This window comes from uncultured Bifidobacterium sp. (assembly GCF_949292005.1).
Lineage (GTDB): Bacteria > Actinomycetota > Actinomycetes > Actinomycetales > Bifidobacteriaceae > Bifidobacterium.
In genome coordinates this window covers 1-12,750 of record NZ_CASEXV010000033.1, presented here as the reverse complement: position 1 = coordinate 12,750, position 12,750 = coordinate 1, and the positions used below count along the sequence as shown (strand labels likewise).

The window sequence follows — 12,750 nt, the reverse complement described above, 5'->3', positions numbered from 1 at the left end:
TATCTAAACAGACGTTTCTGATTATTTGCTTTTAACAAGCATATTTCTGAAAATGCTAATATGCGTCATATTGTCAACATCAAAGCATTGTTTACGCCATGTTTGTTCGTGAATTAGCCATAGTGTTATTGTGCCAGGCCATCGCCTCTGCATATGAGGGAAAAGGATTCAATGACCGATAAAGCCGACGTCACCTTCGATAATGCGCTTATGGCCGATTACCGCTGGTTCCACCGCCATCCGGAGCTGTCATATGACGAGGTGGCGACCACGGCCAGAATCAGGGCCATTTTGGAGGATCACGGAATAGAGATACTTGATTCGGGATTGGAAACCGGTCTGGTGGCCATTATCCGCGGCCGTGGATCGCATTCGTCTCATCATCCTTGTTCCACCAATGATCAGACGGCCGGTTCTTCCGCCTGCACTCCGGTGATCGCCATCCGAGGAGACATCGACGCGCTTCCATTGGATGAGCGAACGGGTTTGGCGTACTCATCCGAGAATCCTGGAGTCATGCACGCCTGCGGCCATGATGTGAACCTTATGGTCGCGCTGGGCGCCGCCGTTCTTCTTAACTCACGCTCCGACGAACTGGCCGGGGACGTCAAGGTCGTGTTCCAGCCCGCCGAGGAGGTCAGGGCGGATGAGGAGCATCCCACTGGCGCCGTGGCGGTCCGTCGCACCGGCGTCCTTGACGATGTTCGCGTCTTTCTTGGAACTCATGACACCGACGCGTTGGATGTCCGCCAGATTGGCATCAGTTCCGGTGCAGTGTCGGGGGCCGTGGACAAGTTCCGCATCGACATCACCGGTCATGGAACGCATGCCGCCCATCCGGACAAAGGCGTGAATCCCGTGTCGGTGGCCGCCGCGATCGTGACCGCGTTGCAGAATCTCGCATCCCAGGAGGTCGATCCCGTCCACCCGCATGTTCTCACGGTCACTCATCTGGAGGCGGGCGACACGTGGAACGTCGTCCCCTCGACGGCCTTTCTCGAAGGAACCGTCCGGACCGCGGATGTGGATGACCGCGATCGGATCCGTCAGGGGATTCTGCGTGTATCGGAACTCACCGCGCAGGCGTTCGGGGCCCATGCCGATGTTGCGTGGACGCCGAGCTCGCCCTCGGTGATCAACGATTCCGGACTGGCCGCAGCCGCCCGTGAAGTGGCCGAGACGTCGGGACTGCTGTCCGTGGCTTCTCCTGCGACGCTGGGAGGGGAGGACTTCTCGTACTACCTCTGTCGTGATGACGAATGGACGGGGGCGGCTGGTCTGTTCGTCCATCTGGGGGCGGCCAGCGCGGAGTTCCCACCGCATGTGATTCATTCGCCTCTTTTCGCGCCGGACCCCCGGGCCATACCATCGGGAGCGTGCTTTCTGGCCGATCTGTCCATACGGGTTCTGCACGATCTTGTCGGAGAGTGATGACGGATGACTGCCGGCTGATAGGATTGACAACGGTCTGCGCGGTCATTCATCCGCGCGTCAAGGAAACACAGCCAAGGGAGACCGTCATGCCTGTTCTTATCACCATTCTCGTCATTCTCGTCGTGGTCGTCGCGGCGGGCATGTACATCGTGCCCCAGCAGCAGGCGTTCATCATCGAACGTTTCGGGAAGTTTCACAAGGTTCAGTACGCCGGTTTCCACGTCAAGATTCCCGTAGTCGACCACATCGCGACGAAGACGAACATGCGCGTCAGCCAGCTCAACGTCCAGCTGGAGACCAAGACGCTGGACAACGTCTTCGTCACCGTGGTGGCCTCCACGCAGTTCCGTGTGAATCCGGAGAACGTCGCCACAGCCTTCTATGAACTGCGCGATCCGGCGGGACAGTTGCGCTCGTATATGGAGGATGCGCTCCGATCCGCGATTCCGGGTCTGAATCTCGACGACGCCTTCGCACGCAAGGATGATGTGGCCGCGGACGTGCAGCGCACGGTGGGCAATGAGATGTCGCGATTTGGATTCACGGTCGTGAAAACGCTTATCACCTCCATCGACCCCAGCCAGCAGGTCAAGAACGCCATGGACTCCATCAACGCCGCCCAGCGCGAGAAGGAGGCCACCCGTCAGCGTGCGGAGGCCCAGAGGATTCAGATCGAGACGCAGGCCGCGGCCGATGCCGAGAAGAACAGGCTTCAGGGCGAGGGGCAGGCCAACTACCGTCGTGAGATCGCGAACGGCATCGTCGACCAGATCAAAAGCCTTCAGGCCGTGGGGATGAGCATCTCCGACGTGAACAACGTCGTGCTGTTCAACCAGTATCTCGACGTGATCCGTTCGCTCAGCGAATCGCCCAACGCGAAGACCGTCGTGCTTCCATCCTCGACTCCCGGCGGATATCAGGACTTCTACAATCAGATCACACAGGCGCTTCTGACGGGTAACGACGCCGCCAAGCACTCGCAGGACTAAGTCAGAAACCCTCGCGACCAAGCTCCACAACGATAAGAACCGCCCCCACCCCCTGAGTTCCATGGGGATGGGGGCGGTTTTCGCATGTTTCGCATGGTGCCAGCGGATTCGCATGGTGTCCTACGAAACCGCCGTCACCATGCGGAGGCAGACGGTTGGGGTTTCCACGCGCCTCTGAGTCAGCGCGCCAGGAAGTCCGCGATCCTGTCGGCGTCCGCGTAACCCTGCCGGTACATGCGTTCCAGACCCTCGAAGCTTTTCGTGAGCGTTGACAGTCCAAAAAGGTCCGTGGGAGCGAGGATCAGTGCGGTGCCGTCCTTCTCGTATTTCTTGGCAAGGGCCACCTCATCGTTGTACAGCCGGTAGCGGTTCAGGAGTTGTGTCGCCGCCGCAGGCCAAGTTCGGGCCAGGATTCGCGAGGGTCCCACGTCCTTGCGCTGCTCACGCAGAACGTCCTTCGGCCTTGTCAGGACGACGACGATGCGGTCGTATCCATCGGCCAGCGCCCGTCGGACGGGCACCGGATCCGCGATTCCGCCGTCGAAGTACGGCACTCCGCCGATGACATACGGTTCGCATGCCACAGGAACCGCCGATGAAGCCTTCATGATGTCGTAGTCGTCGTATCCAACGTCCTCTTTGGTGAAATACTTGGCCGAACCGTCCCGCGCGTCGCAGGCCACCACGGTGAATTTGGTGGGATTGGCGTGAAACGCCTCATAATCCAATGGGTACTCGCCATCATGGTTCGACAGCGTTCCATACACATAGTCCAGATCGACGAAATTGTGGTCTTTCACGAAGTTGCTGGGGCTGGCGTACTCCTTGCGGAACGAATATTCCGTGTAGAAGCGGTGCGACCGCCCGACCTGCCCGGCTATGAAGGACGTCATATTCGCGCTTCCGGCGGAGACTCCATAGCAATGGTCGAAGGAGATCCCATCATCCAGACAGCGGTCCATGACTCCCGCTCCATAGATGGCACGGTATCCTCCACCCACATCGATAAGCGCGGTTCCTGACATATCAACCTCTTTTCTGCTTGTTTCCGTGCGATGCCGTTTTGGCGCGACGCTGATCGTCGTTCGGCGTTCTTTTTCGTAAGATGCGCGTTCCCGCTGTGGTATCCCCCGCTGTGGTGTCTATCTTCAGGGGAGCACCCGAGGGCTTGCGGTTCACAGCGGCCGTTCGAGAAGGTCCTGCGACAGTCGCTTCAATGCCGGTGATGGATTCGAGTTGCTCACCTGCGTTCCGCCCCTCTGGTTTTCGGGAGCCATCAGCCCGAGTGATTCGAGGACAACCGACAGATGATGCGCCGTTCCCTTGTTCCCGTCGATGATTGCGGTCGTCCTGGGAAGCAGGCGGCGGAAATCGTTGCGGAAGAACACGAAATGGGTGCATCCCAGAACCACGGAGTCGACGGTGTCAAGGTTATAGGCGTCGAAATACTGGTGCAGCGTCGTGTCGACAAGCTCATGGTCGTCCAGCTGCCCTTCCTCCACTATCCGCACGAGGTCGGGACAGGGCTGCCTGAGAATGATGTTGGTCCGGGAGAAGCGCTTCATCAGCGCCGCGAACTTGCTTTCCCTCAGCGTCAGAGGGGTGGCGGCGACTATGACCTTCTGCGACGATCCATGTCCTTGGTCACAGGCCACTTTCAATGCGGGTTCCATGCCGATGATGGGAATGTCGAAGACGTCGCGAAGATGGTCGATCGCCACGGACGTCGCCGTGTTGCAGGCGACGACCATCGCCTTGGCGCCTTGGTCCACAAGCCGTCGGGCGACTCCGAGGGCCAGTGACCGCACCTCCTCGGGTGGGCGTGTGCCATATGGTGCGTTGGCCGAGTCGCCGTAATAGAGGATCCGCTCATGGGGGAGGCCGTGACGAATCTGTCTGACCACCGACAGTCCACCCAAACCGGAATCGAAAACGCCGATTGGTGCCGTCGATGACATAGCGATCCCCCTTTTTTGAGCCGTTCATCCAGACTACCCCTTGGGATGCTACGCGGTAGGCGTGAGGCCACTGTGACGCGACGGGTCTATTGTCGGGGTATGAGCATTCCCGACACCCTCTACAAGGCCCATGCGACGGGCAACGACTTCGTTGTGTACGAGGATTCCGAGGGACGTTACGATCCCACTGCCGATGAGGTGCGGTTCCTCTGCGACAGGCATAGGGGGATAGGGGGCGACGGCCTTCTGCGGTTGACCCATCCCGAGCATGTCGCTGACATGTCGTCCTCCATGCTGGGAGAGTGCGCGAATGCGTCCGCGCGGTGGTTCATGGACTACCGCAACGCCGATGGGTCGGTGGCCGAGATGTGCGGAAACGGCACCCGGGCGATCACCCTATTCGCGCAGCGGCGTGGAATGATGCCCTCCACCGTGGGATCCTCATTCGCTTTGGGAACCCGTGCCGGCGTGAAGATTCTGACCTATCTGGGCGACGTGCCTCCATACGGTCGTGATGTCTTCCGCGTGGATATGGGCGCGTGGGATATGGGCGACTCCGACGGCTACCGTGTCACGATTCCCGGGTCCGCGGGGTCGGCATCGGGCACTTTCGTCGATATGGGCAATCCCCATGTGGTCGCCGTTGTCGATGATGGTGTGTCCGACCTCCCATCGGTCGAGGAGCTTGACCTCGTTCACAAGCCTGTTGTGGAGCCGGTCATCGAGTCGGATCAGAATGTCGAGTTCGTGCGTGTCGACGCGATGCCGGCGGATGGATGCCAGTCCGCGGATCCGGCTGTGGGACGGGCCACGATGCGGGTTAATGAAAGGGGTTGCGGCGAGACTCTGTCGTGTGGAACTGGTCTGTGCGCAACTGCGGTCGTGCTGCGCTCGCGAACAGGCGTGAGGTCATGGGACATCACGGTGCGGGGCGGGACGCTCCGCGTCGACGTGTCTGACAACGCGGTGAGTCTGACAGGATCCGCGACGATCGTTGCACGGGTGGAGCTTTTCTAAGGCAAGATTCCGCGGATCGTGAGACAAATCCGTGATGTCAGTGACGTGATGTCAGTGTGATGTCAGTGCCGGACCGTGTCGATACTAGAGGGTGCCGGAACCGACACGTCAGGCGAAGATCGCCGCGCCATCCTTTACGAGGATGAGGGTTATGAGTGCCAGAATCCATACCACGTCGACCATGAGGTCGTACCGAAGACGATAGTAGCTTCTCAATCCAGAAGACATCGGTATTCCCTGCACGGTTACGGTGGCATGGGAGAGCACCATGAACTGTATCGTCGTGGCGAACATAAGCCCCAGGCACCAGGGGCACAGGGCATTGATCACGAACATGGATTGGCTGAACAACCAGTATGAGTACGCAAGTGCCGCGAGCCCGCCCAGCCATGTGCATATGGCGAACCATCGGGGCACGGCTATGCGCGTTATCCCGAGGACCGCGATGGTGATGAAAACGCTTTCCGCCGCTATGCCGAAGAATGCGTTCGGGTAGCTCAACCCTCCGAAGTGGATGAGCTCCGCCTGCCACGACTCGGCCACGGTGGAACAGGACAGCACTTTGTTGACATCGCAGCCAAGCAGCTCCTGGGGATGGCGGGCGATCTGCAGGGTCTCCGCCGACAGGACGAACGACACAATCAGCGCGGCTATGGATGAGAGCAGCATGATCAGATACGTCCACGTGGGACCATGACGCCATCCCGTCAACACGGAGGCGTGATTCTCAAGTGCTTCGGCATCTTCGGAATCCAGAAGGTCGGATGCGTCGTGGGTGGGGGACTCGGCGGTCGTCGTGGTCATCATCGTCCTTGGCTAATGGTTCAAAGTTGTTGGAGCGCGGCCGACTGTGATGACGTCCACCGTGACCATCCCTGGTGTGGCGGGCAATCCGTCTGGCTACGTCCTCCCGCTTAGCTTACGATGTTTCCATGACTCAGTCGATTCTTGCCGCATCCAGCGTAAATGTTGGAATGTCCGCTCCTCCGGCGTCGGGATGGGATATCCATTGCCACACGGTGTTCTCCGATGGAACGTGCACTCCTCGGGAGCTGGCGGATCTGGCGGTGCGGTCGGGGTTGCATGGGGTGGCCATCGCCGATCACGACACCTGCGTGGGGTGGCCTTTCATGATGTTCGAGGCCGAGCGCGTGGGCCTTCCGGTTCTTCTGGGCACTGAGATCACATCGGATATGGATGGAGTGTCGGTCCATATGCTGGCTTTCCAATACGATCCGCATGACCTGGTCATGGAGTCGCTTTTTCGCAGAACGCGCCAAGCGCGGCTGGATCGCGCGCGCGCGATGGTAAGGGCCTTGTCGCGCGACTACCCGATCACCTGGAATCTTGTTGTGGCTCAAGCGCATGAGGGTGACGCCACGACCATCGGACGGCCCCACATCGCCGACGCGCTTGTGGCGGCCGGAGTTTGCACGGACAGATCCGAGGCGTTCTCCGGAATACTGTCCTCCTCAAGTCCCTATTACATTCCCACGCCGTCACCTTATGCGCCCGATGTGGTGGCCGCCGTCCATGCGGCGGGAGGTGTCAGCGTCATCGCACATGCCGGGGACCGAAGTCGCGGGTCGTCGTTGTTGTCGGACGAGTATTTCGGCGTGTTGGTCGACGCGGGTCTTGACGGCGTCGAGGTCTGGCATCGGGGCAATCAGGCCGATCAGCGTGAGCGGCTTCTTGGTCTGGCCCGGCGATGGAGTTTGCTGGTCACTGGTGGCTCGGACTGGCACGGGGCCGGAAAGCCGAACCTTCTCGGCGAGAATCTCACCGGTGATGAGACCGTGGCCGCGATCATGGAGCGTGGGGTTCCCTTTAAAGAGCTCCGAATCCAACCGCGTGCTTTGTCTCCGAACCGATGACCGCATAGCCCAGGGCATCGGAGGGGACGAGGATGCGGCGGCCCTTGCTGTCGGTGAGATCAATCACCGAGTGCGATGCGACCGCATCGCTGATCGCGGCGCTCACCGCCTCGGCCGTCTGGTCGCTGGTGAAGTTGACGGGACGGGCGACGTTTCTGATGCCGAATTCAATGTCCATGATTATCCTTGCCTGTTCTTCTGTTGGTGTCTTCTTGGATTGGTGTCTTCTTGGTTGATCATCACACGGATGTGCGTCCTGCGCCCGTTGATGCCGGCGTGTGGGGATTACGACTGGGGTGGGGCTTCCCGACGAAGTGTGTCGTTGGTGTCATCGTCCTCCGGCTCCACGTCTTCCGCGGGCGCTGTATTCTCTGAGGACGCTGGTCCGTCTGACGACCTTGCCTCGTCGCCGGATGGCCCGGCGTCCCGTGGCGCGGTGGTGAGACCTTCTCTTGCGTCGCGTTCGGCGTTGAGTCGGCTGTCGACTTCGGGAATGAGTATCGTCGCAGAGGTCGGGTCCGTCCGCTGTATCCCGTCTCCGGTGGCCATAACGGGACTTTCCACGACCACTGTGCGCGACGTGTCATCGGGGCTGAAGCTGGTGGATACATTCATCGCATCGGATGAGGTCCAGAGGCTTCGTTTGCTCTGGTTCGTCTGATCTGCTGCGCTGGATTGATCGGCATGGTTTGACCGGTTGACAGGGCTGGGCCGCTCAGCAGGATCGTTCCGCTTCTCCTGCTCGTTCTCCTGCTCGGTGTGGTGGGCTTGGAAGTTTTGGTCGCTGTCGCCGGCCTGTCTGGGCCTTTCGCCTATATCGGTCCGCTCACTATGGTCGTTGGTCGCATGGTGTGCGCGCTCGAAAAGGGAGATGACCTCGGTGGGCTCGTTGTTCTGTGGCATGAGTGTGGATTCGATGTCACGGGAGGCGGTTCTGTCGTCATGGTCGTCGGAGAGCAGCGAGCCGACGGTGATTGTGGAGGAGGCTCCGACAACCGGCGGTTTCGGCGATGCATGTCGGGGCGCCTGCGTGGCGGCGCGGTGAGGCGACATTGTTCCCAACTGGTGGGCGAGTCTTTCGACGCGGGCCTTGAACTCCATGATCTTCGCGTTGTCGGCGTGATTGAGGGCTTCTATGAATCCACCGACCTGTTCCATCTGCAGCCACAGATTCGCGCGCAACATGATCAGTCCATCGAGTTTCGCGCCGCGCATGCGCCCATATGACGACATCAACGCATTGCGGTGCCCATCATCCAATTTGGAGAAGATCCATGCGAGGTCGCGCGCGGGGTCGTTGATCTGCATATCCTGCCAGTTGGTGATGGTCGTGATCGTCGATCCGTTGAAGAGGATGTCCCCGTTGTGGAAGCCGCCGTGGACGAAGCATGTGGTGAAGGACCACAGCCCGTCAGTGGCTATGATTCGTGACCAGCTGTCGGTGATCTCATGGGGGACGTGGCCGGCGTGACGTAGTCTGTCGATCCATGCGACGAGCTGAGAGTGGATGTGCTCCGTGGAGATCACGGGATAGCGTGAATTCTGGAGGACGCTTGCCGGAAGACGATGCACCGCTCCGATGGCGGTTCCGACGGCCTCGCAGTCATCGAGGGTGAGTAGATCCAACGGGCGTGAGCGTCCGGGACGATGCCGGGCGATGACGACCGCGTGGTTTCCCGTGGGTCCCGTGGGGTCCGAGCCGTCCGCGTAGGCGATGACCTTGTCCACCGAGAAGCTCAGGGCGTTGATTTCCTTCGCGTTGTCGAGGCATTGCGCCGCAGCCACGCGGGCGCCCAAGCGCTGGCGACCCATTTCGGTGTCGGTGGCGAGAACGTCATAGCGAGTCCCCGCGCTGTCCTGGACGACGGCCTGATCGATTCCCAGACGTTGATCCTCGCTGTTCGTCTGCGCGCTGTCGCTGACGCCGGCGACGACCAACTCTGGTTTGGCGGCTGATGTCAGAGCCGCCAGGAGGAACTTGCTTCTTTGGGTCACTCCTCCACACTAATACACGGCGTGTCGCAACACCTCAACGGTTTCGTTTTGCCAGATTCCCCCGCCCGCCGGTTCGCAACCGCGCACGCTGGCACAATGGAGGCATGCATGAGGACGTTGAACGAATACTTGAGGGGCTTGATGACGATCAGCGTCTGGCAGCCACCTCGGTGGAGGGGCCGGTTCGTATCGTCGCCGTGGCCGGTGCTGGAAAGACCAGAACGATCACGCGGCGGATCGCCTACGCTTGCGCCTCGGGGTTGTGGGATCCCGATAAGGTTCTAGCAGTGACGTTCTCGGTCAAGGCGGCTTCGGAGATGAGGTCCCGCCTCACGTCGTTGGGAGTGGGGGAGGCCGTGCGCGCCGCCACTTTCCACTCCGCCGCGCTGCGTCAGCTGCGGCGGGTGTGGCCGGATCTGTCGGATGGTCCGTTTCCGCGGGTCCTCGAGGACCAGCATGATCTCGTCGCGCGTTCCCTGGCCAGGGTCCTTATTGATGAGGGGCTTCCGGATTCCGATGTGCGGGACGTGCAGGCGGAGATCAACTGGTGCAAGACGTCGTTGATCGCGCCGGAGGATTATCCGCGCGTGTGCGCGGCGTCGTCCCGGCGCCCCCCGGCGGGTTTGGGTCCGGACCGGTTCGTCGAGGTGTATTCGACTTATGAGCAGGAGAAGTCCTATCGCGGGAGGATAGACTTCGACGACATCCTGCTTCTGCTGTGCCACGTTCTGGACGCTTACCCTGAGGTGGCGCGAAGGATCAGGGGGAATGTGGGATGGCTGACGGTCGACGAGTTCCAGGACGTTTCGCCCGTGCAATACCGGCTGATGCGTTTATGGCTAGGGACCAACCGCAATGTGTGCGTGGTGGGGGACCCCGCGCAGACCATCTACTCGTTCGCGGGTGCGACAAGCCATTATCTGATGGAGTTTCCGCGTGATTTCGCTCCCGTCTCCGAGGATGTCGTCCTACGAACGGACTACCGATCGACTCCTCAGGTGGTCTCGTGGGCCAATAGGATTCTGGGCGCGTCGCCGGATCGTGATGACTACATCCGTCTGTCCCCGGTCAGGGACAAGGGGCGGCGTGTGACCCGGACCGTATACGAGACGGATGACGAGGAAGCTCAGGGGGTGGCACGGAGCATTCTGCGTCTTGTCGATTCAGGCGTCAGGCCCTCCGATTGCGCGATTCTGACCCGGATCAACGCGCAGCAGTCTGTGGTGTGCGACGCCTTGCGTCTGGTCGGCCTGCGATACCGGGTGAGGCGCGACGCCCAGTGGGATGAGGGCGGTTCCACGGAGGAGTCGCGGCGGGCGGCTCTTGAGTCGTTGGGGCTTCCAGTGGATGGGGGAGCCGTCACGATATCCACGATTCATGCGGCGAAGGGTTTGGAATTCGCGCACGTTTTCGTCGTCGGCTGCTCCGAGGGGCTTATGCCTTACGGAGGGCCGACAGGCGGCGATTCGCTTGAGGAGGAGAGACGCCTGCTGTATGTGGCTGTGACGCGGGCCAGGGACTCGCTTCATTTTTCCTATGCCAGCGGTGTTGACGGCCGTGGATCGGTCCGGGAGCCCAGCCGTTTTCTGTGAGCTCCGTCAGTCGGATGACATGCGGCGATCTCGATGTCAGGACAGCTCGCCGGGTTTGTCGCCGCCGGGCCTGTCATTGTCGTCGTCTGGTTTGTCGTCGCCGGGTTGATTGTCGTCCGATCCGCCGTTCTCATCGTCAAGGAGTTTGTTGAGCTCCGCATCCCAATCGATTCCGCTTGTGGCTGATGTCGCCGTGATTTCCGAATCGGCCGCGCCTGTCCGGTTTGTGGAGTCGCTCGCTGGGGATTCGATGGATGAGTCCGTCGATCCATCCTGAGCCGGATGGGGGTTGGATGGATCGGCCGACTCATCCGGCAGACTTGGGAGAAGATCCGGATGCGACCACATCGCCTCGCGTTCCTCCAGCCCCTTCTGCGTTCCGATGCGCTCCCACAGCGCTGCGGCGTCCCTCATTCTGCGGGGACGGAGATGAAGCCCCAACAGGGATTCGAAGGTTCGTTCGGCCGGGCCTCCTATGGCCCTTTCGCGTCGGGCCATCTCGCGCAGCTGCTCGATGTGCGCGACATGCGGCATGCACGCACGCCACACAACCGCGTCGACCCATCCCTCGACTAAGGCGAGAAGTGTTTCGAGACTGGTGAGCGCCTCGGTCTGCTCGGGAGTGTCGGCGATGCCCACATTCGTGAGGTTCATGGCGCCCGATATTGATTCGGGATCCATGGCCTGCGCGTCGCGAAGCTGCTCCTCCATCGCATCCAGATCGATGTCGACCCCACGTGAGTATTTCCCGATCAGGGCCTCGAAGCGTGGCATCAGCCATGGAACCGCGTTGAACAGTCGAGCATGCGCGGCCTCTTGGGCTGCGACGAACGAGAGGACCTCGTCCTTGTCGATCTCCAGCGACGACGCGTACTCGTCGATGTTCTGAAGGAGCAGTCCGCCTGCGGGGTTGGTGCAGAGCGCTATGCCTTGGTCGAAGCTTCCGCGGACCTCGTGGGAGAGCTCCCCGGCCGCATGGCCGAGCTGCATGGCGAATGATGTGTTGCCGAGCAGCTGCATGAGCTGTCGTGGGTTCGACATCCCCTCGGGAAGGGGGATGGGCACTGGGCCGGCGAAAAGACCCGTGACCTGTCCATCGAAGGAGTCTCCAAAACGGCTGGACAGCACGTCCGATAGGGCGTCGTTCATCGATTTCGCGACAGGTGCAGTGAACCCTGCCCAGGATTCAAGCGTCGCGTCGACCCACCCCGACCGTGTCAGCGCTTGGGTCTCGCCTGGTGCCGGATTGAAGTGGCAGGCGGTGTCGAGCCAGAGATTCGCCTCGCTCCATGCACTGCGGACCCGTTGGGCGTCCTGCGCGCTGATCGCCGAGATCTCACCCTCCTCGCTGCCTCTAAGCGCGATGGTGCGTGCCAGTTTGGTGTTGATCGGCCCTTCTTCGACCCTTTTCTCCATTTCCGACGGTGTGTTGAGTCCGCCTGCCGTGAACGCCTGGATCATGGATTGAACGTCCTCCGGCTTCGGCAGTTGCGCGGGGTCCTGGCGCATCAGTTGTTCACGAACCTCGATCGGCAGCTGCGAGAACTGCGCCCACGCAGTTTCCCCCTGGACCGGGCCGAAGCAGTCGATCAGCCATTGGTGAATTGTATTGTCGTCCATCCTGCCGTCCTTCATGGTGGTGTGGCCTCCATTGTCCCTCAGGTTCATGTCCTCTGCCATCGTCACCATCAAATGTTTGCAATCAGCGTTGGGGGTGGGGCTTGAGACGGGCGCTGGATGTGAGGAATGATCGGGAATGAGAGCCTTGGTATGGGGACGCGTACGCACGTGGGACAGTGCGTGCGGACATGTGCGGACGGATGTGTGCGGACACGCGCGGTGGGGTGAAGGGATGATGGCGTCGCTTGACGGCAGGGGTGTCTGTGGTTGG

Annotated in this window: 11 protein-coding genes; 5 read left to right on the top strand and 6 right to left on the bottom strand. The window is 60.9% G+C overall.

Annotation, left to right across the window (positions count from 1 at the left end):
- Positions 1–171 precede the first annotated feature (171 nt).
- Positions 172–1,431 (top strand): amidohydrolase, encoded by a 1,260-nt coding sequence (locus Q1X90_RS02715; RefSeq protein ID WP_300766300.1) that lies wholly within the window; start codon positions 172–174, stop codon positions 1,429–1,431.
- 89 nt (positions 1,432–1,520) lie between these two features.
- On the top strand, positions 1,521–2,423 hold the full coding sequence (locus Q1X90_RS02710; RefSeq protein WP_300766297.1) for an SPFH domain-containing protein: 903 nt from the start codon (positions 1,521–1,523) through the stop codon (positions 2,421–2,423).
- 179 nt (positions 2,424–2,602) lie between these two features.
- On the opposite strand, the gene Q1X90_RS02705 is transcribed toward Q1X90_RS02710, so the two are convergent.
- Together Q1X90_RS02705 and murI are read right to left on the bottom strand one after the other, a co-directional pair.
- On the bottom strand, positions 2,603–3,448 hold the full coding sequence (locus tag Q1X90_RS02705) for a patatin family protein (RefSeq protein WP_300766294.1): 846 nt from the start codon (positions 3,446–3,448) through the stop codon (positions 2,603–2,605).
- A 150-nt stretch (positions 3,449–3,598) separates the two neighbouring features.
- The gene (gene murI, locus Q1X90_RS02700) at positions 3,599–4,381 is read right to left on the bottom strand and encodes a glutamate racemase (RefSeq protein WP_300766291.1); all 783 of its coding nucleotides are present in this window, start codon (positions 4,379–4,381) and stop codon (positions 3,599–3,601) included.
- A 99-nt stretch (positions 4,382–4,480) separates the two neighbouring features.
- Here murI and dapF point away from each other — a divergent pair, with 99 nt between their 5' ends.
- The gene (gene dapF, locus Q1X90_RS02695; protein ID WP_300766288.1) at positions 4,481–5,398 is read left to right on the top strand and encodes a diaminopimelate epimerase; all 918 of its coding nucleotides are present in this window, start codon (positions 4,481–4,483) and stop codon (positions 5,396–5,398) included.
- Positions 5,399–5,506: 108 nt separating this feature from the next.
- Here dapF and Q1X90_RS02690 read toward each other — a convergent pair whose 3' ends face one another.
- Positions 5,507–6,202 (bottom strand): vitamin K epoxide reductase family protein, encoded by a 696-nt coding sequence (locus Q1X90_RS02690; RefSeq protein WP_300766285.1) that lies wholly within the window; start codon positions 6,200–6,202, stop codon positions 5,507–5,509.
- A gap of 128 nt (positions 6,203–6,330) precedes the next feature.
- Between Q1X90_RS02690 and Q1X90_RS02685 the strand changes: the two genes are divergently transcribed.
- Positions 6,331–7,272, top strand: coding sequence for a PHP domain-containing protein (locus Q1X90_RS02685; protein ID WP_300766283.1), 942 nt, complete (start codon positions 6,331–6,333; stop codon positions 7,270–7,272).
- Here the strand turns inward: Q1X90_RS02685 and Q1X90_RS02680 are convergent.
- Positions 7,226–7,450: a DUF3107 domain-containing protein gene (locus Q1X90_RS02680; protein WP_300766280.1), complete on the bottom strand. Its 225-nt coding sequence runs from the start codon at positions 7,448–7,450 to the stop codon at positions 7,226–7,228. The genes Q1X90_RS02685 and Q1X90_RS02680 overlap by 47 nt on opposite strands.
- Positions 7,451–7,557: 107 nt before the next feature.
- The gene (locus tag Q1X90_RS02675; RefSeq protein WP_300766278.1) at positions 7,558–9,267 is read right to left on the bottom strand and encodes a phosphotransferase; all 1,710 of its coding nucleotides are present in this window, start codon (positions 9,265–9,267) and stop codon (positions 7,558–7,560) included.
- 104 nt (positions 9,268–9,371) lie between these two features.
- On the opposite strand from Q1X90_RS02675, the gene Q1X90_RS02670 reads away from it, so the two are divergent.
- Positions 9,372–10,859 carry an ATP-dependent helicase gene (locus Q1X90_RS02670; protein WP_300766275.1) on the top strand — a complete coding sequence of 496 codons (1,488 nt, stop codon included), beginning with the start codon at positions 9,372–9,374 and terminating at the stop codon, positions 10,857–10,859.
- Between the two features lie 36 nt (positions 10,860–10,895).
- Here the strand turns inward: Q1X90_RS02670 and Q1X90_RS02665 are convergent, their stop codons facing one another.
- Entirely contained in the window at positions 10,896–12,479 is a 1,584-nt protein-coding gene (locus Q1X90_RS02665; RefSeq protein WP_300766272.1) for a zinc-dependent metalloprotease, read from the bottom strand.
- Positions 12,480–12,750: the final 271 nt, after the last annotated feature.